The organism is Butyricicoccus sp., assembly GCF_977037065.1.
Window position 1 is genome coordinate 124,017 of sequence record NZ_CDRQNY010000004.1, and the last position, 26,765, is coordinate 150,781.

Annotated in this window: 33 protein-coding genes; 20 read left to right on the forward strand and 13 right to left on the reverse strand. The window is 51.0% G+C overall.

The window, feature by feature from the left end; translation table 11 throughout:
• Positions 1-188 precede the first annotated feature (188 nt).
• On the reverse strand, positions 189-893 hold the full coding sequence (locus ACWVX6_RS02850; protein ID WP_455152297.1) for a JAB domain-containing protein: 705 nt from the start codon (positions 891-893) through the stop codon (positions 189-191).
• A 36-nt stretch (positions 894-929) separates the two neighbouring features.
• The gene (locus ACWVX6_RS02855; protein ID WP_455152298.1) at positions 930-1,529 is read right to left on the reverse strand and encodes an N-acetyltransferase family protein; all 600 of its coding nucleotides are present in this window, start codon (positions 1,527-1,529) and stop codon (positions 930-932) included.
• A 260-nt stretch (positions 1,530-1,789) separates the two neighbouring features.
• Between ACWVX6_RS02855 and ACWVX6_RS02860 the strand changes: the two genes are divergently transcribed.
• The 5 genes from ACWVX6_RS02860 (at position 1,790) to ACWVX6_RS02880 (ending at position 5,488) form a co-directional block, all read left to right on the forward strand.
• Entirely contained in the window at positions 1,790-2,344 is a 555-nt protein-coding gene (locus ACWVX6_RS02860) for a DUF4364 family protein (protein ID WP_158557284.1), read from the forward strand.
• Between the two features lie 5 nt (positions 2,345-2,349).
• On the forward strand, positions 2,350-2,718 hold the full coding sequence (locus tag ACWVX6_RS02865; RefSeq protein WP_147357269.1) for a CidA/LrgA family protein: 369 nt from the start codon (positions 2,350-2,352) through the stop codon (positions 2,716-2,718).
• On the forward strand, positions 2,711-3,403 hold the full coding sequence (locus tag ACWVX6_RS02870; RefSeq protein WP_455152299.1) for an LrgB family protein: 693 nt from the start codon (positions 2,711-2,713) through the stop codon (positions 3,401-3,403). The genes ACWVX6_RS02865 and ACWVX6_RS02870 overlap by 8 nt, the downstream gene beginning before the upstream one ends.
• 109 nt (positions 3,404-3,512) lie before the next feature.
• On the forward strand, positions 3,513-4,790 hold the full coding sequence (locus tag ACWVX6_RS02875) for a glycosyl hydrolase family 18 protein (protein ID WP_455152300.1): 1,278 nt from the start codon (positions 3,513-3,515) through the stop codon (positions 4,788-4,790).
• 152 nt (positions 4,791-4,942) lie between these two features.
• Complete coding sequence (locus ACWVX6_RS02880; RefSeq protein WP_455152301.1) at positions 4,943-5,488, forward strand: CAP domain-containing protein; 546 nt, start codon at positions 4,943-4,945, stop codon at positions 5,486-5,488.
• Between the two features lie 64 nt (positions 5,489-5,552).
• Here the strand turns inward: ACWVX6_RS02880 and ACWVX6_RS02885 are convergent, their stop codons facing one another.
• Entirely contained in the window at positions 5,553-6,572 is a 1,020-nt protein-coding gene (locus tag ACWVX6_RS02885; RefSeq protein ID WP_455152302.1) for a hypothetical protein, read from the reverse strand.
• Entirely contained in the window at positions 6,569-7,051 is a 483-nt protein-coding gene (locus ACWVX6_RS02890; RefSeq protein ID WP_455152303.1) for an RNA polymerase sigma factor, read from the reverse strand. Before ACWVX6_RS02890 ends, ACWVX6_RS02885 begins: the two co-directional genes overlap by 4 nt.
• 487 nt (positions 7,052-7,538) lie before the next feature.
• Here ACWVX6_RS02890 and ACWVX6_RS02895 point away from each other — a divergent pair, with 487 nt between their 5' ends.
• Together ACWVX6_RS02895 and ACWVX6_RS02900 are read left to right on the forward strand one after the other, a co-directional pair.
• Entirely contained in the window at positions 7,539-7,949 is a 411-nt protein-coding gene (locus tag ACWVX6_RS02895) for an RrF2 family transcriptional regulator (protein ID WP_455152304.1), read from the forward strand.
• A 30-nt stretch (positions 7,950-7,979) separates the two neighbouring features.
• Positions 7,980-8,525 carry an NADH peroxidase gene (locus tag ACWVX6_RS02900; RefSeq protein ID WP_455152305.1) on the forward strand — a complete coding sequence of 182 codons (546 nt, stop codon included), beginning with the start codon at positions 7,980-7,982 and terminating at the stop codon, positions 8,523-8,525.
• Between the two features lie 99 nt (positions 8,526-8,624).
• Here ACWVX6_RS02900 and ACWVX6_RS02905 read toward each other — a convergent pair whose 3' ends face one another.
• The 3 genes from ACWVX6_RS02905 to ACWVX6_RS02915 form a co-directional block, all read right to left on the reverse strand.
• Positions 8,625-8,768, reverse strand: a complete 144-nt coding sequence (locus ACWVX6_RS02905; protein ID WP_116704689.1) for a FeoB-associated Cys-rich membrane protein — start codon at positions 8,766-8,768, stop codon at positions 8,625-8,627.
• Positions 8,769-8,781: 13 nt separating this feature from the next.
• Positions 8,782-11,166: a ferrous iron transport protein B gene (gene feoB, locus ACWVX6_RS02910; protein WP_455152306.1), complete on the reverse strand. Its 2,385-nt coding sequence runs from the start codon at positions 11,164-11,166 to the stop codon at positions 8,782-8,784.
• 314 nt (positions 11,167-11,480) lie between these two features.
• Positions 11,481-12,107 (reverse strand): IS256 family transposase, encoded by a 627-nt coding sequence (locus tag ACWVX6_RS02915; RefSeq protein ID WP_147358647.1) that lies wholly within the window; start codon positions 12,105-12,107, stop codon positions 11,481-11,483.
• Between the two features lie 88 nt (positions 12,108-12,195).
• Here ACWVX6_RS02915 and ACWVX6_RS02920 point away from each other — a divergent pair, with 88 nt between their 5' ends.
• The 4 genes from ACWVX6_RS02920 to ACWVX6_RS02935 all read left to right on the forward strand — a co-directional run bounded on the left by ACWVX6_RS02920 (position 12,196) and on the right by ACWVX6_RS02935 (position 14,659).
• Positions 12,196-13,284: a DUF6076 domain-containing protein gene (locus tag ACWVX6_RS02920; protein ID WP_118761125.1), complete on the forward strand. Its 1,089-nt coding sequence runs from the start codon at positions 12,196-12,198 to the stop codon at positions 13,282-13,284.
• A 34-nt stretch (positions 13,285-13,318) separates the two neighbouring features.
• Positions 13,319-13,549, forward strand: coding sequence for a hypothetical protein (locus ACWVX6_RS02925; protein WP_455152307.1), 231 nt, complete (start codon positions 13,319-13,321; stop codon positions 13,547-13,549).
• 84 nt (positions 13,550-13,633) lie between these two features.
• Positions 13,634-13,849, forward strand: a complete 216-nt coding sequence (locus ACWVX6_RS02930; protein ID WP_442861266.1) for a hypothetical protein — start codon at positions 13,634-13,636, stop codon at positions 13,847-13,849.
• A gap of 30 nt (positions 13,850-13,879) precedes the next feature.
• The gene (locus ACWVX6_RS02935) at positions 13,880-14,659 is read left to right on the forward strand and encodes a hypothetical protein (RefSeq protein ID WP_455152308.1); all 780 of its coding nucleotides are present in this window, start codon (positions 13,880-13,882) and stop codon (positions 14,657-14,659) included.
• Between the two features lie 194 nt (positions 14,660-14,853).
• Here ACWVX6_RS02935 and ACWVX6_RS02940 read toward each other — a convergent pair whose 3' ends face one another.
• A complete protein-coding gene (locus ACWVX6_RS02940; RefSeq protein ID WP_455152309.1) occupies positions 14,854-15,294 on the reverse strand; it encodes a MerR family transcriptional regulator in 441 nt (146 codons plus the stop codon).
• A 137-nt stretch (positions 15,295-15,431) separates the two neighbouring features.
• Between ACWVX6_RS02940 and ACWVX6_RS02945 the strand changes: the two genes are divergently transcribed.
• The 7 genes from ACWVX6_RS02945 to ACWVX6_RS02975 are packed head-to-tail and all read left to right on the forward strand — an operon-like array spanning position 15,432 to position 20,808.
• Positions 15,432-16,199: a carboxymuconolactone decarboxylase family protein gene (locus ACWVX6_RS02945; RefSeq protein WP_455152310.1), complete on the forward strand. Its 768-nt coding sequence runs from the start codon at positions 15,432-15,434 to the stop codon at positions 16,197-16,199.
• Positions 16,196-17,023, forward strand: coding sequence for an SDR family oxidoreductase (locus ACWVX6_RS02950; protein ID WP_455152311.1), 828 nt, complete (start codon positions 16,196-16,198; stop codon positions 17,021-17,023). Before ACWVX6_RS02945 ends, ACWVX6_RS02950 begins: the two co-directional genes overlap by 4 nt.
• Positions 17,024-17,045: 22 nt before the next feature.
• Positions 17,046-17,735 carry a flavodoxin gene (locus tag ACWVX6_RS02955; protein ID WP_455152312.1) on the forward strand — a complete coding sequence of 230 codons (690 nt, stop codon included), beginning with the start codon at positions 17,046-17,048 and terminating at the stop codon, positions 17,733-17,735.
• 15 nt (positions 17,736-17,750) lie between these two features.
• Positions 17,751-18,722 (forward strand): alpha/beta hydrolase, encoded by a 972-nt coding sequence (locus tag ACWVX6_RS02960; RefSeq protein ID WP_455152313.1) that lies wholly within the window; start codon positions 17,751-17,753, stop codon positions 18,720-18,722.
• A gap of 39 nt (positions 18,723-18,761) precedes the next feature.
• Positions 18,762-19,211, forward strand: a complete 450-nt coding sequence (locus ACWVX6_RS02965; protein WP_455152314.1) for a flavodoxin family protein — start codon at positions 18,762-18,764, stop codon at positions 19,209-19,211.
• A 46-nt stretch (positions 19,212-19,257) separates the two neighbouring features.
• Positions 19,258-20,112, forward strand: a complete 855-nt coding sequence (locus tag ACWVX6_RS02970) for an aldo/keto reductase (RefSeq protein ID WP_455152324.1) — start codon at positions 19,258-19,260, stop codon at positions 20,110-20,112.
• A 15-nt stretch (positions 20,113-20,127) separates the two neighbouring features.
• Positions 20,128-20,808, forward strand: coding sequence for a dihydrofolate reductase family protein (locus tag ACWVX6_RS02975; protein ID WP_455152315.1), 681 nt, complete (start codon positions 20,128-20,130; stop codon positions 20,806-20,808).
• Positions 20,809-20,920: 112 nt separating this feature from the next.
• Here ACWVX6_RS02975 and ACWVX6_RS02980 read toward each other — a convergent pair whose 3' ends face one another.
• The 5 genes from ACWVX6_RS02980 to ACWVX6_RS03000 form a co-directional block, all read right to left on the reverse strand.
• Complete coding sequence (locus tag ACWVX6_RS02980) at positions 20,921-22,903, reverse strand: recombinase family protein (RefSeq protein ID WP_455152316.1); 1,983 nt, start codon at positions 22,901-22,903, stop codon at positions 20,921-20,923.
• Positions 22,904-22,957: 54 nt separating this feature from the next.
• Positions 22,958-23,140: a hypothetical protein gene (locus ACWVX6_RS02985; RefSeq protein ID WP_118685717.1), complete on the reverse strand. Its 183-nt coding sequence runs from the start codon at positions 23,138-23,140 to the stop codon at positions 22,958-22,960.
• A 115-nt stretch (positions 23,141-23,255) separates the two neighbouring features.
• Complete coding sequence (locus ACWVX6_RS02990; protein ID WP_455152317.1) at positions 23,256-24,101, reverse strand: ATP-binding protein; 846 nt, start codon at positions 24,099-24,101, stop codon at positions 23,256-23,258.
• The gene (locus tag ACWVX6_RS02995; protein ID WP_455152318.1) at positions 24,098-24,778 is read right to left on the reverse strand and encodes a replication initiator protein A; all 681 of its coding nucleotides are present in this window, start codon (positions 24,776-24,778) and stop codon (positions 24,098-24,100) included. Before ACWVX6_RS02995 ends, ACWVX6_RS02990 begins: the two co-directional genes overlap by 4 nt.
• Before the next feature lie 8 nt (positions 24,779-24,786).
• Positions 24,787-25,149 carry a hypothetical protein gene (locus tag ACWVX6_RS03000; RefSeq protein ID WP_455152319.1) on the reverse strand — a complete coding sequence of 121 codons (363 nt, stop codon included), beginning with the start codon at positions 25,147-25,149 and terminating at the stop codon, positions 24,787-24,789.
• Positions 25,150-25,606: 457 nt separating this feature from the next.
• Here ACWVX6_RS03000 and ACWVX6_RS03005 point away from each other — a divergent pair, with 457 nt between their 5' ends.
• Both ACWVX6_RS03005 and ACWVX6_RS03010 read left to right on the forward strand, forming a co-directional pair.
• Positions 25,607-25,810, forward strand: a complete 204-nt coding sequence (locus ACWVX6_RS03005; protein ID WP_270418290.1) for a DNA-binding protein — start codon at positions 25,607-25,609, stop codon at positions 25,808-25,810.
• A gap of 574 nt (positions 25,811-26,384) precedes the next feature.
• The coding region (locus ACWVX6_RS03010; protein WP_455152320.1) for a response regulator transcription factor at positions 26,385-26,765 on the forward strand (381 nt) is incomplete at its 3' end.

The window sequence follows — 26,765 nt, forward strand, 5'->3', positions numbered from 1 at the left end:
AATCAGGCAAGGAAATAGACCTCCCTCTTTGCTCTTAGCGTGTGCAGTAATAAAAAATTGAAAATGGAGAATGGAGAATGTCGCTATCCTTGCGCGAGTTCCGTCTGCGCTGCGACGAGGTATCGTGCTATGCGCGATTATTGAATACGCCGCTTTGCGGCGACTCCTCCATTTTCCATTCTCAATTTTTAATATCGTTTGCGCAGGCTGCCGCTTCTTAATCGACCGATAGATGTGAAATTGCTGCGTGCCACAACACAGTGATCGACCAGCTCCACCCCCAGTTCGGAGAGCGTGCGCTGCAGACGGTCAGTCATATCAAAATCCTCCTGTGAGGGTGTCGGTGTGCCGTTCGGATGATTATGCGCCAGCGCAACGCCTGCCGCACCGGCCATCAAGGCACCGCGGGCAATCTTGTAGCTGTCCACCTGCACCCGCGCATGTCCGCCGCGTGCGATTTCCTCGCACTTGAGCACACGTCCCGCGCCATCCACATAGGCGGCCAGCAGCACTTCCTCCCGCTCGGCGCACAGCTGTGGCACGAAATATGCGCCGATGCGGTCATAGGTGTTCAGTTTGTCGGTAAACTGCTCCATTTTCGCCACATCCGCCTGATAACGGTGAAACAGGGCAAAGCACAGGTGCAGCAGCTCCGCCGAGCGCGGACCGACGCCTTCGACCGTCTGCAGCTCGTCCTCGGTTGCCTCGAGCACCGCATGCAGTGAACCAAACCGCTGCATCAGCCGGTGTGCTGTCGGGTTGGTGTCGCCCTGCCGTACCGCAAAATACAGCAGCATCTCCAGCACCTCGTGGTCGCTGAAAATCTCCAGTCCGAACCGGCGGAATTTGTCCAGCATGCGCTGGCGGTGACCCACATGGTGATTTTTCGGCATGGTGTACCACCTTTCTTTTTAATTAGTAGTTAGTAATTAAAGGTGTATCTTCTCCACCGCCTGATTGAGCGCTCTGGTTACCAGCGGACTGTCCTTAATCTCCGGGAACGGAACGGTCGGCTGCGGTGCGCCGTCATGCGGACGCAGGCTCTTGCCCATCCAGAGGACATCGCGCCACTGACCGAATTTATACATGCTTTCCTGATATGCGCCCGAAATGATAAAGCCCATGGCTTTATGGAACTTCATCGACCGCTCATTCGGTGAAGTGATGCCGACGTAGATATTATAGTATCCCTGCATCGCCAGCAGTTCAAACAGCGCGGCGTAAATCGCACCGGCGATACCGTGGCGGTGCTGCTCCTGTGCAACGTATATGGACGTTTCGACCGACCACTGATAGGCAGCGCGGGTACGGTGCGGCGCAGCATAGCCATAGCCGACAACCTCGCCGTCAATGCGGCAGACCAGCCACGGCAGCTTTTGGGTATAGGTGCGCCACCGGCGGGTAAACTCCTCTATCGAAGGAGCATCGTACTCGCTCGACACAGTGGTTTGAATAACATACGGCGCATACAGCGCAAGCATCTCGGCAATATCTTCTTCCTCTGCAGGACGCAGAACAACTTCCGGCATGATTTTTTCCTCGTTTCGACATAATCTCGATATAAGTATACCGCATTCATTTTTTATGTTCAATAGGATATTATCAAAAAATCGCACATTTGTTCGCCTTGCATCTGCTGATTTTTTTACAGTATAATTCTTGCCGTTCTATATAATATTCTTTGTCATTTCAGCCGATTGCATTTTGCCCTGCCGAGTAGTATACTATGAAAAGCACTGACGAAAACGGCGTTTCGCCCTGCCGGGGAAGAGAAGGAGGCATCGCGCATATGGTTCGCTACGGTTTCATCCATACCAAAGAGGATATCAAGTTTCTGGTCCTGTTCGCCATGGATCTGCTGCCATTTCCGGTCAGCTTCAGCACCATTGTGGACTTAACGACCTGGTGTGACGAAGGCTTTGGCTACTTCGAGCTGAGCGAGGCTTTCTACGAGATGGTCCCGACCGGGCACATCGAGGAGATACCCGACGAAGGAGAAACCCTGTACGCCATCACCGAAAAGGGACGCGAGGCTACCCGCATTTTCGAGAAGCAGCTTCCCTATCCTGTCCGCGAAGCCGCACAGCGCTCTGCGCTGCGTGTCGTCCGCCAGATCCGGCGCGACGCCGGCATCCACACCGCCGTCACCGAGCACGGCCCGAACGACCTGACCGTCCGCATGGAAATGGAGCAGGTGTTCGCGGTGGAAATGAACGTCGTCAGTCACGGACAGGCTGCCATGCTCGAGCGTACCTTTAAGGAAAACGCCGAGGCTGTCTACCAAACATTGCTCACCGCAATGACCAAAAACTACGCAAACGAGAAAGAAGCGCAAAAACCTTGAAACACATGAAGCAACTCGGTGTGCTGCTTGCCTGCTGTGTCGGCGGCTCACTGCTCTCCCTTTTACTCCGCGGTCTGCTGCCCGGCAACGTGCTCGGTCTGACCCTACTGCTCGCCCTGCTCATCTTCGGTGCGGTTCGTCTGCACCATGTAGAGAGCGTAGCGGATTTTCTGCTGCAAAACATGGCATTTTTCTTTCTGCCCGCCATGCTGGGCGTGCTGGAAATCTGGAACGACATCAAAAGCGAAGCACTTGCCATCCTTGCCGTCTGCCTGCTGACCACGCTGTGTACTGCCGCTGCTACCGCACTGACCGTACATATCGTGTTCCGTCTGCAGCACCGTGAAACCGAGGAGGCGTTCGACCATGACTGATCTTCTCTCCTCCTCGCAGTTCTGGCTGCTGGTTTCCATCGGTTTTTATGCGCTTGGCGTAGAGATTCAAAAGAAAACCGGTTCTGCGGTCTGCAATCCGCTGCTGATCGCCTCGATTCTGGTCGGTGCGCTGCTGATCACAACCGGCACCCCCTACCAGACCTATGAGGAATCCGGCAAGCTGATCTCGTTCTTCCTGACACCGGCAACGGTAGCGCTTGCGATCCCGATTTACCGCAAGCTGGATGTACTGCTGAAAAACCTGCTGCCCATCCTGCTCGGCGCATTCGTCGGCTCGATGGTATCCATCGGCAGCGTACTGCTCTTCAGCCATCTGTTCGGTCTGAGCGAAAGCACGACGCTTTCTCTCGTGCCGAAATCGGTAACAACTCCGATTGCAGTCGCGGTAGCCGAAATGCTCGGCGGCGTAACCTCCATCACCGCGATTGCGGTTGTCATCACCGGCATCATCGGCGCGATCATCCTGCCGACCTTCCTCAAGTGCATCGGCGTACGCAATCCGGTGCAGATGGGTCTGTCCATCGGCACGGCAGCTCACGCAGTCGGTACCTCGCGTGCCATTGAGCTGGGTGAGACCGAAGGCGCGATTTCCGGTCTGGCGATCGGCGTTGCCGGTCTGCTGACGGCACTTATCGTGTCGATTGGCTCGGCAATTCTGTTATAATTGAAAATGGAGAATGGAGAATGTCGCTATCCTTGCGCGATACCCTAATTCTCCATTCACAGAACCACCTTTCCCCTGCATAAAATGCAGGAAGAAAGGTGGTTTTTCTATGGTGATCCATGTCGTTCAGCCGGGCGATTCGCTGTACCGCATTGCACAGCTGCACAGTGTTCCCCTGCCGTTCCTCATCCAGCAGAACGAGCTGCACGAGCCGTACCGGCTTACGCCCGGGCAGACCATTGTCGTTCCGCAGCCGGAAAAGACGTACATCGTCCGCCGCGGCGACACGCTCGGCAGCATTGCCGCGCAGAACGGCACAACCGTGATGCAGCTGTGGCAGAACAATCCGCAGCTTGGCGGCATCGACCGCATTCAGCCGGGGCAGATGCTTGTACTCAGCTATGGAAACAAGCTGGGACGCTTTGCGGTGAACGGCTACGCCTATCCGAGCATCGACCTGCGCGTTCTGCGCCGCACACTGCCCTATCTGACGTACTTATCCGTATTTTCCGTCGGTTTTGACAACGCAGGACGCATTTTACCGTTCTCTGCCGAGCTGCTCGTGCGCATGGCGCGGCAGTATCAGGTGAAGCCTTTGCTCGTGCTGACAACACTCGGCGAGGACGGGCAGTTCTCCGGCGAACGCGCCCACCGGCTGCTGAACACCCCGACGGCTCGCGCGGCGCTGATCGAAAATCTGGCACAGGTGCTTGCCATGCAGGGCTTCGCCGGTGTGGACATCGACTTTGAGTATGTGCCGCCGGAGGACGCGGACGCGTATGCCGCGTTTGTCCGCTCGGTCCGTGAGCGGCTCTCGCCTGCCGGATACACGGTCTTCGCGGCACTCGCACCTAAAACCTCCGCCGCGCAGCAAGGTCTTCTGTATGAGGCGCACGACTATGCCGCGCTCGGCTCTGCGGCGGACCGTGCCCTGCTGATGACCTATGAATGGGGTTACGCGTTGTCCGCTCCGATGGCGGTCGCGCCGATTAACAAGGTAGAGCAGGTCGTGCGGTTTGCCGTGTCGCAGATGCCGCAGGATAAGCTGTTCATGGGCATCCCGAACTACGGCTACGATTGGACGCTGCCCTATGTGCAGGGACAGTCGCGCGCCCGCAGTCTGGGCAGCGTGCAGGCCGTCGAGCAGGCGATTCAGGTCGGTGCGCCGATTCGCTATGATGCCACGGCGCAGTCTCCGCACTACAACTACTGGCGCGACCGTGCCGAACACGAGGTCTGGTTCGAGGACGCGCGTTCTGTCCGCGCCAAGCTGGCGCTTGCCGGAGAATATCAGCTGGCAGGCGTCAGCATCTGGAATATTATGCGGTATTTTCCGCAGCTGTGGCTTGTGCTGAACAGCCTGTACGACATCGAAAAGCTTGGATAAAATTCACCAAACCGACCGAATTTCCCCTGTTTCGGTCGGTTTTTTCCGTGCTTCGGCAGTTTCTCCTTGGATTTCCATTGCAAAACGGTTACAAAACCCGCTATCATACGGTGCATGGGAATTTCCCGCAAAATCCAAGGAGGTATCTACCTATGAAGTTCAAGAGACTCGTGCCGCTGGCACTTACGCTTGCCATCGCATCCACCACTGCTGCAGAAGCCGCACATCTGCAGCAGAACCGCTTTTCGTTCGTCGTGCGTCCGAATTACACGCAGACGGTCAGCCGTCCTTCTGCGAGCAAGCCCTCACAAAGCACCGCCGCGAACAGCAGCTACGCCGCGCAGGTGGTCTCGCTGGTAAATGCCGAGCGTGCCAGACAGGGACTGCCCGCGCTGACCATCAGCACCACGGTGCAGCAGGCGGCGCAGACCCGCGCAGGAGAACTGCAAACCAGCTTTTCGCACACGCGCCCGAACGGCGCGTCCTGCTTTACCGCGCTGACCGAGGCCGGCGTTTCCTACGCGCGTGCCGGCGAAAACATCGCCTATGGTCAGAGCACGCCAGAGGCTGTTGTGCAGTCGTGGATGAACTCGTCCGGCCACCGCGCGAACATTCTCAGCAGCAGCTTCACCTCGATCGGCGTCGGCTGTACCGTTGTGAACGGAACCGCATACTGGGCACAGCTTTTCACCGCATAATGGACTTTTTCAACAAACAAAACAGACCGCATTTGCGGTCTGTTTTGCTCTATCCTGCCGTTTATCACGAGAGCGGATACACCTCGCCGTTGATGGTGACCGACTGCACATTATCCAGGTCAAATGCACGCGCAAGCACCGCAATCTCGGTGTCGATGCGGTCGGTGTCCTCAGTGGAATTGAAACCGTAAGTGTACAACGTCCGGTCGATATCGGCGTTTTCGTCCAGAATAACGTACTCCGATCCGTCCTTCAGCTGCACGCTCAGCGTATCCACATCATCCACCGTGCAGTGCATATCCGCGTTGCGGATGCGAATGCCGATCTGCGACAGCGTTACATCACCGTCTGCGCTCGTCAGGTATGGCATCTGCTGAAATTCCGGCAGATCGACTGCCAGAACTGTCTTTGCGGTACCCGCTCCGTCCGCACGCACGGTCGTTCCGCTCGGATCAAGTGCTTCCAGACGGAGCGGCTCCCCCTTTTGGTAATCGCCCGAAATCGCAAACGCACCTTCTAAATAATAGTCGTTGTCGGTCGAACGCGCGGTATCGAGGTAAAATTCACTGCCGCAGAAGCCGCTGTCGCCGTACATGACCTCGAAATCAAGCTGTCCCTCCTCGGCATAGCACGAGGACAGCGTGGACCATGTGATGTCTGGCTTGTTCTGATAGCTGTCGATCAGGTGCGCCAGCGTGAACGGCTTTACGCCGTCCTGCTTTTTGTTTGCAAGGTGCAGACTGATCACGCCCGTGCCCGCGCTTTCGTCAAACAGCACGGATTCTACGGACAGGCGGTAGCTGTCGTTCTCGTCGGTCAGCCTGGTGCTGTCCGCCGTCTGCACATACCCTTCGAGATTCGCGTCTCCGCCATTCGGAAACAGCAGCGGAAACCAGCTCTGTGCATTCGCGGCAAATGCGGTTCCGCCGATGCACAGCGCGGCAGCCAGTCCGGCGCAGACGATTTTCTTTGCTGAGAAACGGCGTACCGGCTTGCTTTCTCGCTCGGGCAGGCTGTCCAGCGCCTTGCGGACACTGCGGTCAAATTCTTCGGTCATTTTCGGGAAATCATTATGGTTCATCATGCGAAGCACGCTCCTTTCAAGTCCTTGCGCAAATGCTCTCTTGCCGCTCGGAGACGGGTCTTGACCGTGTTTTCCGGTATGCCGAGCATTCCGGCAATCTCACGGGTCTTGAAGCCCTCTAAGTAGTACAGCTCCACCGGCAGGCGCAGCTTTTCCTCCAGTGCGGTGATGGCGGCATACAGGTCGCTGTGATCATCAGCCGCAGGCGCCGGTATCGCCTCTGCAGCAGCCGCGTCATACGACGCAAGCCGCTGCTGACGGCGCAATATCGTGCTGCACTCGTTGATGAGTATGCGGACCAGCCATGTTTTGAAATACCGCGTACTGCGCAGCGAATCCAGCTGCTCCCAGGCCCGCAGGATTGCCTGCTGCGCCGCGTCTGCACAGTCATGCTCGTTGCGGAGCATGGTTTTCGCGACCCGGTACAGCGTAGGCTCGGCTGCCAGCACCGCGGAGGTAAATTGCTCTCTATCCATCATAAGCGGGTTCTCCTTTCCGAAAGCGTCCGGACAGCGCAGACAGGTTTCGCGAAAAGCGCTTCCTGTCTGCGGCTTTCATCTATTAGACGGTTCGGTGCGGCAAATGGTTTTGTGAAAGGGAAAATTTTTCGTACTTGCATTTTGCATTACCTATTATACAGTACAAGCGCACAGAATGAAATCGGTGCAAAGATTCAAAGCGCATTTCCCCATTCGTATCACACAATACAAATGAATAAAGGAAGAATGCTGAATCCCCACGTTCATTTTCCATCCTCAACTCTCCATTCCTGAACCGATAGACAAAAGTCTCCCGCCATGGTATACTGTCCTTATCTGGTATAGTTAATTGAGCTGAAGATTGAGTTGCTTATTTGATAACTATTATCAAATAAAAAATATTATTTATTTCTACAAAAAACTATTGACATTTTGGCACAACACGGTTATACTAAAGTTGTTCCAAGGAGAGAAAGGAAGGAACGATTTGAGAATCACACATGAAGCGGATTATGCAATTCGTGTGACCTATTGTCTGGCACTTGCAGGCGAAAAGCAGTGCGCGAAGGATATTTCCGAGGCAACCGGCGTAACACTCCGGTTTGCGCTTAAAATTCTCCGCAAGCTGACACAGTCCGGTATTACAAAATCCTATAAGGGCGTTGCCGGCGGCTATGAGCTGAACTACTCCCCATCGGAGATCAGTCTCGGCGCGATCATCGAATGCATTGATGGTCCGATTGCCATCAATCACTGTCTTGCAAATGAGTTTCAGTGCACCCACATGGGCACCCAGAATGAATGTGATTTTCATCGCGTGTTCTCGGAGATCAACCGGTCTCTGCGCGATCAGCTTTGTTCGATAACAATGGATCGTTTCCTGCCCCCTCAAAAATAAATTTGTTCAACGATACAGGAGGAAAAAATCATGAAAAAGTTTGTTTGTTCCGTATGTGGTTATGTATATGAAGGCGAAGCAGCTCCGGCAGAGTGCCCGATCTGCCACGCACCGGCAGAGAAGTTCAAGGAGCAGTCCAGCGAAAAGACCTGGGCAGCTGAGCACGTTGTAGGCGTTGCACAGGGCGCTCCGGAGGACATCATGGCTGACCTGCGTGCTAACTTTGAGGGCGAGTGCTCCGAGGTTGGTATGTATCTGGCAATGGCTCGCGTTGCACACCGCGAGGGCTATCCGGAAATCGGCCTGTACTGGGAGAAGGCTGCATTCGAGGAAGCAGAGCACGCTGCTAAGTTTGCAGAGCTGCTCGGCGAGGTTGTAACCGACTCCACCGAGAAGAACCTGCAGATGCGTGTAGACGCTGAGAACGGCGCAACCGCCGGCAAGTTTGATCTGGCAAAGCGCGCTAAGGCTCTGAACCTCGATGCGATCCACGACACCGTACATGAGATGGCACGCGACGAGGCTCGCCACGGCAAGGCTTTCGAGGGCCTGCTGAAGCGTTACTTCAACAAGTAATTGAGACTATTCAGAGGGCAGGCAGAAATGCCTGCCCTCTTTTTTTCAGAAACCGATAAACAGCAGCCTGTCCGCTCTTGGAACGGACAGGCTGCTGTTTTATTTGTGTTTTTCACTTTTGCATTGCACGGGACAGCCGGAGCAGTGTCCGGAACAGCCGGACGGATGCTTTTTCATCGAACGGAGCGCGGCAAACAGCGCGATACCGATCAATGCCAGAATCAAAATAGTGGGGAGATTCATATACCGTGCCTCCTTATGCCAGACCAAATGCAAGACCGACACAGCGGACGGCAAAGGCAATGAGCCATGCAATCACGCATTGGGTCAGCGCAGTCGTGATGGCAGCCCGTGTGCTGCCCATCTCACGCTTTACGGTGGCAATTGCCGCAACACAAGGAGTGTAGAGCAGCACGAATACCAGAAATACGACCGCGGTAAACGGCGTAAACAGGGTGCCGATGCTGGATACCTCACCGCCAAGCAGCAGGGTCAGCGTGGATACAACGCTTTCCTTTGCGGTAAAGCCGGTAATCAGGGCGGTGGACACGCGCCAGTCCGCAAAGCCGAGCGGTGCGAACAGCGGTGCAAAAATGCTGCCCAGCGCAGCCAGCAGGCTGCTTTCCGGCATAGACACCACATTAAAGCGTGCATCGAAGGTCTGCAGGAACCAGATTACGATAGAAGCGGCAAAGATGATGGTAAATGCCTTCTGGATAAAGCCCTTTGCCTTTTCCCAGATAAGGTGCACAACACTTTTGGCACTGGGCAGACGGTAATTCGGCAGCTCCATAACGAACGGAACCGGTTCGCCCTTGAAGCGGGAGACCTTCAAAATGACCGCATACAGGATGCCGCAGAGAATGCCGAATAGATACAGGCCAATCATGACAAGCGCACGATACCGTCTGGGGAAAAAGGCGCTGATCATCATGGTGTAGATGGGCAGCTTGGCCGAGCAGCTCATAAACGGGGTAAGTAAAATCGTCATGCGGCGGTCACGCTCACTGGACAGTGTACGGGTAGCCATGATGGCCGGAACCGAGCAGCCGAAGCCGACCAGCATCGGCACAAAGCTGCGGCCGGACAGTCCCAGCTTGCGGAGCGGCCGGTCCATGATAAAGGCCACACGCGCCATATAGCCGGTGTCCTCCAGAATCGAGAGGAAGAAGAACAGCGTTACAATGGTCGGCAGGAAGCTGAGTACGCTGCCAACGCCGTTTGCGATACCGTCTACAACGAGCGAGTGAACAACGGGGTTGATCTGCAGGGCGGATAACCCGGCATCCAGCCACGAAATGCAGGCATTGACCAGAACGGTCATGCCATCGGACAGCCATGCGCCGATCCAGCTGAAGGTCATGATGAAGATCAGACCCATGATACCGGCAAAGCAAGGGATAGCGGTGTATTTGCCGGTCAGAAAGCGGTCGATCGCCATACTGCGTTTATGCTCTTTGCTCTCGTGCGGGCGGACGACTGTTGTGCTGCACAGGTTTTCCAGAAAGCTGAACCGCATGTTTGCCAGCGCCGCTTCGCGGTCCAGACCGGAATCCTTCTCCATGACGGATACGATCTGGTCAAAAGCGGAGCGATTGTCATCGGACAGCGCGAGCGCCTTTTCGATGAGCGGGTCCTTTTCGATCAGCTTGGTGGCGGCAAAGCGCACCGGCAGACCGGCTCGTTTGGCATTCGGCTCGATCATCAGGGCGGTTGCATGGATGCACCGGTGAACAGCGGCTACCGGATCGTTCTTATCACTGCTGTCCTGGCAGAAGTCGATGCCTCCGGGTGTTTCCTGATAGCGGGCGATGTGGATCGCGTGGTCGATCAGCTCATCAATGCCTTCGTTCTTTGCGGCTGAGATCGGCACTACCGGAATGCCGAGCGCCTGCTCAAGCTCATTTACATGGACGGTGCCGCCGTTCGCACGAACCTCGTCCATCATATTCAGCGCCAGCACCATTGGAATGCCCAGCTCCATCATCTGCATGGTCAGGTAGAGGTTTCGCTCAATGTTGGTCGCGTCTACAATATTGATGATGCCGTCCGGCTTGTTGTCCAGCAGAAAGCTGCGGGTTACGATCTCCTCGCTGGAATACGGCGACAGCGAATAGATGCCGGGCAGGTCGGTAACGGTTGCCTCCGGATGGCTGCGGATCGTGCCGTCCTTGCGGTCCACCGTAACACCGGGGAAGTTGCCGACATGCTGGTTGGCACCGGTCAGTTGATTGAACAGCGTCGTTTTGCCGCAGTTCTGATTGCCGGCAAGCGCAAATGTCAGTTTTTTATCGGCAGCCGCGGCTTTGGCGTGCTCATAAATGTGGTAGTCCTTGCATTTCCTGAGCTCGCCCATGCCGGGGTGCGCCGCAGGATGGTGGCGTACCTGTCCGGCGGAAGGCTTTTTTGTTCGCTGATACGGTGTGCCGACTTCGATCTTCCGCGCTTCATCCAGGCGCAGGGTCAATTCATAGCCGCGCAGCTCAAACTGCACCGGATCACCCATCGGAGCGACCTTCTGCAGCGTGACCTCGGTCTGCGGCGTCAGTCCCATATCGAGCAGGTGATGGCGTAAGGCTCCGCTCCCGCCTACTGCGGTGATTTTCGCACTTTCATGCGGTTTCAGTTTATCCAATGTCATATCTATATCTCCTCGCGGCTTCGTGCCGTCGACAGTTTTGCTCTATACTCGTAGACTATTATTCTCCTATGAGCGGGAGTTGTCAATGTTTATTATACAGCAATCCTGCCGATTGTGCACGCGCAGCGCACGGATGACATTGAGAATTACAAGGAACATAACGCCGCCATCGGAAAACATGACAAATCATGTGTCCGCAATACCGGCAGCGCCAGACGAGCGAGCTTAACGAACAGGGCAAAAACGATATTCCGGTACGCTGCAAAGCAGACCGCGTCAAGTAAAGATCGCAAAAAGGCTCCTGAAAAATGAAGTTAGGCTGCGGTGGTCAGTGTGGCCGCAATGGATTCATGGCTTATGTAGGCTCTGGAAACAGACCAGTCCTCGGCGTATTCCATGAGATACGTTGTCACCAGACGAACATAAGAACTTTCATTTGGAAAGATTCCAATCACGCTGGTACGTCTGCGGATTTCACGATTCAATCTCTCAATCATGTTGGAAGATGAAATCCTTCGCGCATCCAGCATTGGGAATGTATAGAAGACCAGAGAATCTTCCAATCCGTCTTCAAGGCACTGAACCGCTTTCGGAAAGCGCTTGGCATAGGAGTCGATCATATCATATGCGCGCTTTCTGGCGAACTCAGCCGTAGGCGCCAGCCAGATTTCCTTTAGTACTGCGGCAAAGGCTTTCTTCTCTTTCTGCGGCACATAGGCAAGAATATTCCGCATGAAATGCACCTTGCAGCGCTGCCATGAGGCTCCGGAAAAGGACTCACGAATTGCCGAAACCAACCCAGAGTGAGCATCGAAAATGATAAGCCTGGGCGTAGACAGACCACAGTCCTTCAGATTCTGAAACAGCACTCCACAGGAGCTCTTGGATTCTTCGGCCATAGGTTCAACGGCGATGATGTCTCGATGTCCATCCTGTTTCAAAAAACAGGACAACTTATCTGAGATCAGAGATTTCTTCACATTTACATGATATAATTAGAAAAATAAAAAACAGGACAGAAGGTCAAGCATGAATCCAGAATTGATGACTTTGGATTTCTGGCAGGATACGGTCATATATGAGGGCAAAACATTTCCTGTCGGTACGCTTGCCTGTGATGCACTGAATGTCCCTGCGAATACTATTACAAAAATGAACGAGCAATGCGAGAAAATCAATCTGCTGCTCGGGATGCTGAATGCCGGACAGGATGCTTATGCACTCTGTCCTATGGCAAGGGAAGCTGCTCTGGCGATGCTGGATACTCTCAGCGAAACTCCGCCATTCTCTTATATGGACATATCAAAACACAGAGAACGGATAGAACGGGTCTTTACTGCGGACAATGCACTGAAATATGTGGAGTTTGCCATAAAAGCCGCAATAAATTCCTTGCAGTTTGAAGAAATCCAGAACTATGCCGAAGCAATCATGCTCCAGCGCTATACCGCCGTATGCGGGCATCTGGCCTACTCCTTTGGGGAATACCAAACGGCCATGCTTGATTTTGCAGAAAAATCAGACGGCAACGAAGCAGACCGCACCGCAGAGGGCTTTGCCAGAATGTTCGGTAGTTATTTCACGCCGGAGTTTTCCATCACGGAGGACAATGCCTGGATGTCTACCCTGAAAAATTCCGTTCAGTATGTATCCGTCATCCGTCCCGGCGAAAAAGTTGCGAAGCTGGTCAAGCGGATGCACTATGTATCCTTTGTAAGGATGTTCCGGTCTGATCTCTTTGAGGGCCTGTGTGTTGGTCATGCACCGAAGAAATGCAAAATCTGCGGAAAGTGGTTTCTGACCACCAACGCAAGGCACACCAAATACTGCGGCGGCTATGCACCGGGGGACAAGCTGCACCGCACCTGTCGGCAGATTGGCAACCTGAAAGGCAGAGAACAACGGGAACTTGCGGACGATCATCCGCTGAAGCAGATTTATGAGAAACGGCTGAATACCATAAACCGCTATGTGAAGCGTGGTACTCTGGACGCTGATCTTGCAGAGGTTATGAAGAAGCTGGTAAAAGATAAAATGCTTCGAGCGCTGAGCGATGTCGCCTATGCCAAAGGTGATTACGAAAAAGAGATGGGACAGGCAGCTTTGAAGAAGCTATGAGAAAACTTTGAATTTGACAAGGGAGTGTGATTGTATGAAAAAGTTGAACAATATCTTAAATATCATTATTGGTTCTTTTGTTGGTGTATTCATTGGGCATGGGTTTTATGTTCTTTGGGACTTCAAAACTCGCCCTGAGCTGTATGCTATGCAATCAGCACCTTGGTACACAAGCATTTTGGTTTATGGAGCATTTGCCCTTGTTATGTTGCTGATATGCTTTGTAATAAAAGCAATCATCAAACACAAGCAGAAAAAGAAGTAAGCCCATTCCAATTTGTAGGGAACAGAAAATTTCAGCTTTCTGAATGTTCGCAAATATAATATTAAATCGGGAGGGATGTGCGCTATGCTGAATGATTTTACATGGAAGATGACCGGATACATATCGAAATACCATGTCAATCCGCACAGTGATGGTATCATTCCCTATGTGGCAGAACGCATCTTCCAACTGGAACCGGAGCTGCCAGCGGTGAACAGTCTGAACGAATATATCCTGTCTGCCTTGCAGGAAAAGAATTTGCTTTATTTTTCGTTCTTCCTGCATCACTACGAGCCGTAGCTCAACAAGCGCATCAAAGACTTTCTCGGTGTGGATGGTGGCGATCTGTACGACACAGACCGTTTTCTGGATATAAAGCTCTCCTGCCGGGAACAAATGCTCCAAAAACTGATGGACTATGACCTTGCCAAGGGTGCAGAGTATGCTACATACATTTTCCCGTTCATCCGGGATGCTATGCTCCGTTTTCGCATAGGCGAAGAAAAATGGTCGGTGTCCTCTCTGACCAATTACAAAATGGTGCGGTCAATGGCTTGGCTGTACCACAATACCAATGATGCGGTCAACGAGTTTTCCAAGAAGTACAACTGCGACCTTGTCCTTGCGGAAGAATACCTGAAAGTAGTCCGTGGCATCCACAATCAGCAGCCATTCTATGTCACGGATGAGAACGGGGAGGAAACAGGCGAGGATGTAGCCCTTGACGATAGCTGGAACTATACCGATATCCTCTGGAACGGCATACAAGCAGAAAAGGTGCAGCGGGCATTTAAGAAACTGAATTACCGGGAACAGACCTTGCTTGAAAAGCGGTTAGCAATTTGCATGACCTGTGGGCGTGTCGGCTCGTGGAAAGACCGCCCCACTTTTGAAGAACTGGCTGTGATGTTTGAGGGAAGCACTGCCAGCGGTGCGGAGCGAGCCTACCGGAAAGCGGTGGACAAGCTGACGGAATTTCTGGTTGCCGAGGGTGCAATCCATGCTGTCCGGCTGAAACAGAAATTCAAGACCAATCGCAAAAAAGAAAATCGCCGCCGCAATCTACGAATACCAAGCAGACTGCGACGGCGAATGGCGAACTATCTCTAAATTTTGAAGCTAAAACAGCTGAAATTATTAGACTGGCAGACTGGGGCACAATTAAGTCCAACAAGTATGCAAAAGCGGCAATTTCCTATCTGCTGTACTGTAAAAATGCGAATTGTCCAAAGGACATAGTAATTCCGTTTGAATACTAATAATGCCGTATATTTGTCTCTAATTGGCAAATATACGGCATTTCTTTATTCTTTATGTGCGTGATCGTACATCTTTTGAATATCCTCCGGCAGCTTATCCGGTATCATACCATGTACCCGATCTTCGTTGCCGTCCTGCATGGCTTGTTCATAATACCAGCACTTGAATTTAATCATATCCAACACACGACTTAAATGTTCAATTTCAGCTTCCACTGTTTTCTTTTGCTTCTCAAACAGTTCTTTTCGTTGAGGATAAGTAGCTGCTCCCTCCACACACCAGTCCATAAACTGCTTAATATCCTTGATTTCCAGACCGGAGCGTTTCAGACACTCAATTACACGTAGTGCTTCAATCTCTTTCTCACTGAATTTACGGATGCCAGAAATTCTTTCCATTCCCGGAAAAAGCCCCTGCTTGTCATAATAGCGCAAAGTTGAAATCGGAAGTCCAAACATTTCCGAAACCTGTCCAATCGAATACATGTATGCCTCCACAAAAAGTTAACAAATTTATTTTACAAAGTCCCTTGACCTAAAGTTAGGTTCAGGTTTTATCATTAGTATAGCAGTTATACAGAAAGATTGCAATGGCTATTCAGAAATATAGGAGGAATGATTTTATGGCAGAAAAACAAACCGCAGGAAGAAATGAATTGGGAACATTCGCTCCCAAGTTTGCGGAACTGAATGATGATGTGCTGTTCGGGCAGGTGTGGAGCCGGGAAGACAAGCTTTCCCTGCGGGACCGCAGTATTGTAACAGTGGTGGCGCTGATGGCGCAGGGGCTGACGGATTCGTCTTTTCAGTACCATCTGACAACTGCAAAGAACAACGGTGTGACCAAAACGGAAATCGCGGAGATCCTGATCCACGCGGCATTTTATGCGGGCTGGCCCAAGGCATGGGCAGCCTTCCGTATGGCAAAGGAGGTATGGACGGAGGACAATGCCGCTGACGCAAAAGCCAAGCATCAGAATGAAATGGTCTTTCCCATCGGCGCACCCAATGACGCCTTTGCGAAATATTTTATCGGACAAAGCTATCTCGCACCTCTTTCTACGCAGCAGGTCGGCATTTACAATGTGACCTTTGAACCCGGTTGCCGCAACAACTGGCACATTCATCATGCCAGAAATGGTGGCGGTCAGATTTTAATCTGCGTTGCCGGACGAGGCTATTATCAGGAATGGGGCAAAAAAGCTATCGGGATGCTGCCCGGCGATGTGGTAAATATCCCTGTCGGTGTGAAACATTGGCACGGTGCAGCTCCTGATAGCTGGTTCTCTCACTTAGCGGTAGAAGTTCCCGGAGAGGAAGCCTCTAATGAGTGGCTGGAAGAAGTCAATGATACTGACTACATTCAAGCAACGAAAGGAGAAACATTATGAAAAAAGTTATGCTATTAGTCGGTGCCGGACAGATCGGAATGGCGATTGCCCGCCGTGTCGGCACCGGAATGAAGATTATTGTAGGCGATAAAAAGACGGAGAATACAGAAAACATTGCGGCTATTCTGAACAACGCTGGATTTGACGCTTTTCCTGTGAAAACCGACCTTTCCGATAGGGCTTCCATACAGTCCATGATTGCCAGAGGGCAGGAATATGGGGAGATCACCATGCTTGTAAATGCGGCAGGTGTTTCGCCCAGCCAAGCACCCATTGAAGCTATTTTGAAGGTCGATTTATATGGAACGGCTGTCTTGTTGGAAGAAGTGGGCAAAGTGATTGCAAGCGGTGGTGTTGGTGTGACGATTTCCAGTCAGTCCGGTTGGAGAATGCCTGCATTGACCGCACAGCAAGATGAGCAGCTTGCTACGACCCCAACGGAAGAACTTTTGTCACTGGATATCTTGCAGCCGGGAAATATTCGTGACACGCTCCATGCTTATCAGATGGCAAAGCGTTGTAATGAAAAGCGTGTCATGGCTCAATCTGTAGAATGGGGCAAGCGTGGAGCGAGGCTCAATGCCATTGCCCCCGGTATCATTGTGACGCCCCTTGCGATTGATGAGTTTAACGGCATTCGGGGAGACTTTTATAAAAATATGTTTGCAAAATGTCCTGCCGGTCGCCCCGGTACAGCCGATGAGGTGGCAAATGTGGCAGAACTTTTGATGAGCGATAAGGGAGCATTCATTACCGGCTCTACTTTTCTGATTGATGGCGGTGCAACGGCAAGCTATTACTATGGTTCTCTGAAACCACAATAACCTTGAAAGGATAGCATGGATTATGAAAAAAGTTATATCGTTGTTACTCATACTTTTCATGTGTTTTGCGTTATCCGCATGCAATAGCAGTCAGAATGCCGAAACAACAGAAACTACCGGGTATACCGTTTCAGAAGAAAGCAGCGGCACACAACAAGATGAGAATGGAGATACAGAGACTATGAAAGTTTTAGTAACATACTTTTCCCGTACTGGTGAGAATTATGGTGTCGGGCATATTGAAAAAGGAAACACGCACATAATAGCAGATATGATTGCAGAACAGGTCGATGCTGACCTATTCGAAATCAGCACCGTTGTGCCATATCCCGATGAATACGAAGCTTGTACAGAAACCGCAAGGCAGGAGCAGAAAGAAGATGCCCGTCCTGAACTGTCAGCTACCGTGGAAAACATGGAAGATTATGATGTTGTCTTTCTCGGTTACCCGATTTGGTGGAGCGACATGCCGATGGCCGTCTACACATTCCTTGAGAGTTATGATTTTTCGGGAAAGACAATCATTCCGTTCTGTACCCACGAAGGAAGCGGCCTATCTTCCACCGACAGCAGCATTGCTGAAATCTGCACAGGTGCAGATGTTTTGGATGGATTAGAAATAAGAGGTTCTGTGGCACAAAATTCGCAGGATGAAGCATTAACAGCAGTTACAGACTGGCTTGATAAAATTGAAATTTTAGATGAGAACTAAGGAGATATTACCATCATGGAAAAATTAAATTTAACACAGGAATGGGATAAGGTGTTCCCGAAAAGTGACAAGGTAGACTATAAAAAGGTGACCTTTCATAACCGCTACGGCATCACACTGGCGGCGGATATGTACACACCGAAGGGCGCAGTTGGCAAGCTGCCCGCCATTGCCGTCAGCGGTCCGTTTGGCGCGGTAAAGGAGCAGTCCTCTGGTCTGTATGCACAGAAAATGGCAGAGCTTGGCTTCTTGACGATTGTCTTCGACCCATCCTATACCGGCGAGAGCGGCGGTACACCCCGCTATGTCGCTTCGCCGGACATCAATACCGAGGATTTCTGCGCAGCGGTAGACTTCCTCTCCGTGCAGGAGAACGTTGACCCAGAGCGCATCGGTATCATCGGTATCTGTGGCTGGGGCGGCATGGCGATCAATGCGGCGGCAATCGACACCCGCATCAAAGCTACCGCTGCTATGACCATGTACGATATGACCCGTGTAACTGCCAACGGATATTTTGATGCTGAGGATTCTGGGCAGGCACGCTATGAGAAGAAAAAAGCCATGAATGCACAGCGCACTGTAGATTACAAAAACGGCGCCTATGCTCTGGCAGGCGGTGTGATCGATCCGCTGCCGGAGGACGCACCGCAGTTTGTAAAGGACTATTACGCCTACTATAAGACTCCGCGTGGCTACCATCCCCGCAGCCTGAACTCCAACGGTGGCTGGAACGCGACGTCTTCGCTGTCGTTCCTGAATATGCCTATCTTGCAATACAGTAGCGAGATTCGCTCCGCCGTGCTGCTGGTACACGGAGAAAAAGCGCATTCCCGTTACTTCAGTGAGGGAGCTTATGAAAAAATGACCGGAGATAATAAAGAGCTGCTTATCATTCCGGGAGCGAGCCATGTTGATCTTTATGACAATTTAGATGTCATTCCTTTTGAAAAGCTGAACAGCTTTTTTAATATGCATCTTAAATAAGAACAGAAAAATCAGTGTATAGGATAGGAGGAATGGAACATGAAGTATTTATTTATCAATGGCAGTCCAAATCCAAACGGCAATACTGCTGCATTAGCGGCAGAACTGCTTGAAGGAAAGAACTACAAATCTCTGAATTTAACAGATTACATCATTGGTGCTTACGGTCAGGAACTGCCCGGTGACGGGCTGGAAACTGTGATCGCCGCCATGGAGAACGCCAAGACCATTGTCATCGGCTCTCCTGTATACTGGCACAACATCTGCGGAAGTGTCCGCAATATGCTGGATCGTTTCTATGGAAAAGTAAAGGACGGCTCCCTGGGTGGTCGCAAACTGTATTTTATATTCCAAGGTGCCGCCCCAGAAAAGTGGATGCTGGAAGCTGGTGAATATACCATGAAGCGCTTTGCCGCCCTCTATGGTATGACCTACGGCAGTATGGTGACAAATAAAAATGAAGCGTCAAGATTGAATAGCTCCCTATAAGGAGGAGTGGAACACGGAATATATAACTTTGAATAACGGTGTAAAAATGCCGCAGCTCGGCTATGGTGTCTATCAGGTTACAAAAGATGAATGTGAACGCTGTGTCAGGGATGCCTTGAAAATCGGCTATCGTCTCATCGACACCACCCAGAGCTATTTTAACGAGGAAGAAGTGGGTAATGCCATTGCAAAAAGCGGTATTCCAAGAGATGAAATTTTCCTAACCACCAAAGTCTGGATTGAGCATTACGGCTATGAAAGAGCAAAAGTATCCGTATTGGAATCCATGCGAAAATTACAGGTTGACTACCTTGACCTGTGTTTGCTCCATCAGCCTTTTGCAGATGCCTACGGTGCATACCGGGCATTGGAGGAGCTGTATGACGAAGGAAAAATCCGTGCTATCGGCATTTCCAATTTCTATACTGACCGTATGGTGGATTTTGCTTCCTTTAATCGAATCAAGCCGATGGTAAATCAGGTGGAAATTCATCCTCACAATCAGCAGACGGAAGCGAAAGCATGGCATGATAAATACGGCATACAGATGGAAGCATGGGCGCCATTCGGTGAAGGGCGGGGCGATATGTTCCACACGCCGGAACTGCAAGTCATTGCTGAGAAGTACGGAAAGTCTGTTGCTCAAGTCATTCTTCGTTGGCATTTGCAGCGTGGAATTGTCATCATTCCCAAATCTACTCACCTCGAGCGTATGGAAGAAAACTTTCATGTATTTGATTTTTCTTTGAGCGAGGATGATATGGCGGTTATTGCTACGATTGACAAAAAACAAAGCAGCTTCTTCTCACACACCGATCCGAATATGGTGGAGTGGTTTGTGAAGATGGTGGAGGAACGAAAACAGCAACACGACTGCACCAAAGATAAGAAAAACTGGTAATCGAGGAGGATATATATGAAAAAACCATATACGATCTGCCACATGATGATGTCTGTGGACGGAAGAATTGATTGTGGCATGACTGTAAAAATTGCAGGTTCCAATGAGTATTATGAAGCGCTGAGTGCTTTGGATGTTCCCACAAATCTCAGCGGCAGGGTGACTGCACAGCTCGAATTGGCAGAACCCGGTGTGTTTATAGCAAAGAATCCAACAGAGAGCGTTGGAAAAGAAGGCTTCTCAAAAAAGCGGAGTGCAAACGGTTATCAGGTGGTGGTCGATACCAAAGGAACGCTCCTGTGGCATGACGATAGTAACGGCGATTCCCCGTTGATTGTCATTATGTCCACAGAGGTTACAAAAGAGTATCTTGCCTATCTGGATTCCCTGCATATTTCATGGATTGTCTGCGGTGAAACGCATATTGATCTACATAAAGCCGTTGAAATTCTGTATACCGAGTTTGGCGTGGAACGCATGGCGGTTGTCGGTGGAGGTACGATCAACGCTGCTTTCCTCAATGCCGGACTACTGGATGAAGTCAGCATTCTACTCGGTCCCGGAATTGATGGTCGAAAAGGTATGACTGCTACTTTTGACGGTTTACCGTTAGACACAGACCCCGTCAATTTGAAGCTCCTAAGCGTACAGCCCTATGACAATGGTGCTGTCTGGCTTCGGTATGCTCTGCACTGATTGTTCTGCAAGTAAATCGTAATTTTACGTAAAAAGCAAAACCGGCAGCATGGATTCTTTCCCTGTTGCCGGTTTTGCTGCTTGTTAGCCATCCAAAGGCTTTACCAAAGTATTAAATCATCCCAAAATACTCAAATGCTTCCATGATTGCTTTCTCTTTTTCCGGCGGGCATTGGGGCTGTCTGGCATCGTCAGACTTGGGCTTGTTGTAATTCTCCCGCTCGATGATACCGCACTTCTGTTTCACCTGTGCGATATAAAGACTACTGACCTTCAAGCCGCTGCGTTCCAGAACATAATCCTTGATCTGCCCATAGGTTGCCAGTCCTCTTTTATCCTGCACCATTTCTTCTACATCCACATCAATGTTGATATGTGTTATCGGATTTCTCAGAACTAAAAGACATACCGTCTCGACAGATGCCCCGCATTCATCAAATTGCGTGAGCACCTTTTGCTCAATAGGAAACTTGTACGCAATCGCCTTTACAAAGCGTTTCTGAGTCTTTTGCTCCTCACGCGGGAACAACTCAACCTCGGAAATCAGGTATTTCACAAGGTCGCGCCGTTCTGCTGCATTCATTCTATCATAGATTGCGTCAAAAGACGAGAGGATTCCTATCATAGATTGCACAGACATCTGCTTGCTTTCCAGAGTTGCTTTTTTCATCATGCTTTCTTGCAGCAGATCCTCCGCCTTATAAATCTGGTCATAGAGGTCATTCAGGCGGCGGGTCATGTCTGCGCGGCGGCGCTCTGCATATTTGTCATCAGGGGCAATGCGGTCAATATCCCGCTCCAAGCTGTCGCGGCTGCGCTGTAAAGCGGATAGCTGGTTTTTGTAGGCGGTAATGTCAGTCTCGACCTCGGTCATGTCCACGGCGGTCATTACCTTTTCCTGCAAATCTTTGATAAACTGCGGATTGCGAACAATCTTCCGGGTGTACTCCATCACCTCGTCCTCAACCTGACTGGCTACCACGCCATTCCTGCGGCATACCGAAGTCCCTCTATGTTTAGTCGCATAAGAACAGACATAAGATTCTGTGCGGCGCTCCGTGCCGTCCTGATTTGTCCACTTGGTCATACCGATATACATAGGTGCGCCGCATTGCGGACATTTTACGATACCGGACAACAGATGCGCGTTATACTGACCAATGTTGTGATTACCCTTTTTCCCACGAATGGCTTTGATCTCCTGCACCTTGTCAAAACCCTCTTTGGAAACAAACGCCTCATGGGAAATAACCTCACTCAAAATATACTCATCCTGCTTCACAAGTCGATATTCGTTATCTTTGCCGGGAACTTTCTCTGTCCGTCGCTTTCCCCATGCCACGCGCCCCGTATAAACCGGATTGCTAAGCATTCTCTTGATGTGGTCAGAACTCCACTCTCCATAGCTGGGGCGGATGGCATTCTTTGCCGGTAGGCGAGTATAACCGTTTCGATTGAGATAGCCATAAATTGCCGTGTATCCCATATTTAGGTTCAGGAACATATCAAAAACCAGTCGCACGACAGCCTTTTCTTCCGGGACGGTCTCCAATTTCCCTTTACTCTTGTCATCGCCCTTTACCAGACGGTACCCATAGGGTGCAAAGCCGCCGTTCCAGCCGCCGGACTTTGCTTTTTCCTCGCGCCCCAAAAGGCTCTGTGCAATGATGTTCTCACGTTCCAACTCAGCTACCGCACCGAGAATGGTAATCATCATTTTTCCCATAGAGGTTGAGGAATCAAGCCCATCTTCTACACACATCAGGTGAACGCCATATTTCATAATAAACTCAAGGGAGTTCAGCACGTCCCGCGCGTTTCTGCCAAACCGCGATAATTTGAAAACCAGCACATAGTCCGTATGTACCTTTCCGCGCTGAATGTCATCCAGCATCCGCTGGAACTCCGTCCGCCCTTCAATGCTTTTGCCGCTTTTGCCTTCTTCAACATAAGTATCAAGAACCGTCATACCCCGACGCTCGGCGCATTCAGCCAGATAGTGCTTCTGCCCATCCAGACTATACCCATTTACCTGACGCTCACTGCTGACGCGGATATAGATAACACACGATTTGCCCTCTTTCGTATTATACATAGATTGCCTCCTATTGCAGGACCGGTCGGTCATCGACCGCCCGGAATACTCTGCTCAGATTTTCTGATTTTCCTTTTCTGCGGCAGCATACTTGATCAGGATTTGTGCCAGAACATTGATAAAGTTCTGGTAGCAGTCCCGCTGCTCCGCCGTCATCTGAACCACACTCTCCTTGGGAAAGCGAAGCTCAGTTCCATTGTTTGCAGTGTAGCTCTTGTAGTTTTCGTTTTCTACCATGTAATCACCCCATTTGACGTTATGTTCGTCAGCCGAATGAAGTGCCGCTTTTTCAATGGTAACTCAGTAGTTACTATTATTCCTGTCTCATGGGTGGGTAAGCTGCTGCAACAGCTTACCCATTCAGCATTTCTGCGGCTTTTTTGATATTTGCGCTGGCATTGCCTTTGCGGAAGTTCTCCCCGTCGAAGCGAATCGGGACGCAGACTTCCAAGATGCGGTCAAAAATGCGGCGGTCATCCAAATCGGCAGCTTGCTTCATAACGGAAAGCGGGATATTCGTAGTGACGATCATGGGCTTGCCGGTCAGCAACCGCTTGTCAACCACATCGAATACGCGCTCCTTGCCGAAGCTGGTGTTACGCTCTGCACCCAAATCATCCAGAATGAGGAGGTCGGGACGCATAAGCGATTTCATGTAATGGTCGCGGTCTGTGCCGAAGTTGCCCTGCATACGGTTGACCACATCGGACATTCCCACAAAGAGGACAGACTCCAAACGGTCAATCAGAGCGTTGGCAATGCAGCCAGCGGCATAGGATTTTCCCGTGCCGACATTCCCGAACAGGAGCCGTCCGATCCCCGCTTTTTTGAACTCGTCCCAATTCTGCGCGTAGCCCCTCGCCTTTGCAAGTTGGGGCGTTGTAACTGCGGCTGACTCAAACCGCCAGAGCGCGGCGGGCATATCGTGGAACGCTTCACTGCGGAGCATTGTCATGTGGGACATTCTCTCGTATTCCCGGCGCTTTGCTTCTTTCCGTTCTCGGCGTTCGGCAGCGCACTTGCACATAACCGGGTGCTTGGTAAAGCCCTGCGCCTGAAGGTCAGCGGGAAAAAACGCTTCTTTCGGCGTGCGGCACTTGCCGCAGTATTTCAGCCCATCAGAGGCATTGATGTAATCGTCAGGTGCGGCATTAGCAGCTTCAACGGCATCAACCATTTTCGTAAAAATCGGATTCATAGACACTCTCCTTCGTTATCGTCGTAGGTGTAGTTTTTCGCGCTCCTGCCCTTGCTGTCCTCGTCCAACCACTTCTTGATGGTGGCGTAATGATTGGCATAGTGCCTGTCATTGGAAGCCATGTACCGGGACAGCCGCTCAATGTATTCGGCAGCTTTGCCGGGATAAGCCGTTTCCAGCTGGGTACATTCCTCGCCTGACAGGAAAACATTTTGGAACTCTCCATATCGGCGGCGCGTACTCACTACTCTTTCGGTCTTACTATGTTCTTTATACTCTGCATCAGTATTACTTGTGGGCAATTTCTGCCCCATGCAAGGGGAAGAATCCTGCACATCCATTGGGCAGGTATTGCCCTCTGGACGGGAAGAAACCTGCACCCTGTCTGGAATTTGCAGAAAGATGCGGTTCACCTGATTCCAGCCCTGACGGACGCGGGTGATCAGCCCGGCATTTTCCAGCTCCCGCAGGGCGGTTTTGACCGTCCGCTCACTCCGGTCAAGGTCATCCGCCATCTGCTTGATCGTATAGATCACATACACATTCCCATCCTCGGACACCCAGCCGCTTTTCTGGGAAAGCGTAGTGCAGTTGAGCAGCAGCCCATATAGCAGCTTGGCGTTGATGGAATATTCGCCCGCCAGCATGAAGCGCGGCAAGGGAATGAACGGCGGCAATGTGGTGTTCAGTTTGAAATAGATTTTTCATCACATCCTCTCTGGTCTGGTGTGATACGGCTGCTATGGCGGCTTGTCCGTTGGTCCCCTTGGAAGCGAGGCAGTGCGCCCCGCCTTAGAGCGTTTCGACTGATAATGCGGGCAAATAACGACAACCGCCCGGAAACTCTGCTTGCAATCGTGGACGCAGCGGCGGCTAACTTTTTCTGCTCGGTGTAATCGACCTTGATGATGTACCCGTCAATCAGCATTTTCCGGACATACGCGCCGAAGTTGCGGGTGCCAAGCTGGTTCATCTTGTGGCGAACCATGCTCAATTCCTGCTCATTCAGGCAGATTTCTTTGCGGATGGGTCGCGTGCGGTCTGGCATATTGAAACACTCCTTTCACAATACAACGGACATTTTTTCTCAAAAACTTGGTAGTGACGAAAAGAAAATTTTGAAGACGAGGGCATTGGCGATTCGTTGCCCCTCACTTTACAACGGACATTTCTTCGTCGAAACGCAGGTATCGAAACGAAAGATTTTCAAAAAATATGCGCCCCTGCTTTTGCGAAAGCGGGAGCGCGTTGTATTTGCGGATATGAGATTTGAGAGAATAGCAAGCACATCCGGTGTCCGTACACACCGGAAAAATGAGCGTTTCAGCCTTGCAGCCGATACGCCCATTTTGATTTTTGGGGAAGCCCCAAACCCTTGATTTTTAAGTTGTAGATACTTTCTGGGCTTTTCCGAAAAGCCCTTTCTTTTATTCGCTTTGACGATTATAATTATACTGTGATTTTATAAGCAGACGCAGAACGGAACTGCAACAGGAGTACCGCCCATGAAGTATTTATCTATCGCACAAACCGCCGAACGCTGGGGTATCTCCACCCGCCGTATTCAGATTTTGTGCGGCGAGGGGCGCGTCCCCGGTGCGATCCGCATTGGCTCGGTCTGGGGGATTCCAGAGGACGCAGAGAAGCCAGCGGACGCGAGAATCAAGAACGGCAAGTATATCAAGAAGCCCGCCGAAAACGAAAAATGAGCCGCATCATGTCTCAACGGAAAACATTCTGCCGGACGAGCAAGGTGTTGCTTCCTTTGGCACAACTGATTCTTCAGAGCAAGTGACATATTTTCAAGCGGAGGACGTGCTTGTTAGCAACAACCGCCCATATTTCAAAAAGATGTGGTTCGCAACAACTTCGGGCGGGTGTAACGCCGATGTCCTGTGTTTTAGAGCCTTGGACAAGAAGTACGCATACCTTCTGAAATCCATCATGTTTCAAGATGGATTCTTCGATTATGTCATGTCAGGGGCAAAAGGAACAAAAATGCCTCGTGGTGACAAAACTCACATCATGCTGTACCCGATCCCGCGTTTTTCCGAGACACAGCTCCTGAAATTTATTGAATATAATAAAATTAGTTTTGGGGAGAGAGGGCGAATGCGGTCCCTTTCCCGCGTCAGCCGGAAGCAAAGGTATAGCACACTAGACTTTCCTGCGGAAAATCGTGTGCCAACAGGAATGCAGAATTCGCCTGAATCAATAAAAGCATTTGCAGTATTTGATGTAACGTTTAACATATATAGCTAAGACGGAAGGGTGGTTTGAATTATGCCAAATATCCTTGTGGTTGAGGACGATGAAAACTTGAATCGTGGAATCACTTTTTCACTGAAAAAATCCGGATATGAGGTTTTTTCAGCAGAATCAGTGGAAAAAGCGAAAAGAATTGCAAGTGATAATAATGTGGATGTTGCCATTTGTGATGTGAATCTTCCGGATGGAAACGGATTAGAGCTTGTCAGATGGATGCGGAATTGTCAAAATGTATATATTATCTGTCTTACCGCGTTGGATCAGGAGACAGATCAGGTCATGGGATATGAAGCAGGGGCAGATGATTATATTACAAAGCCGTTTAGTCTTTCGGTACTTCTTTTGAAAATAGAAGCACATTTCCGCCGCAGACAGGAGAAAACGGAAGCCGGAAAG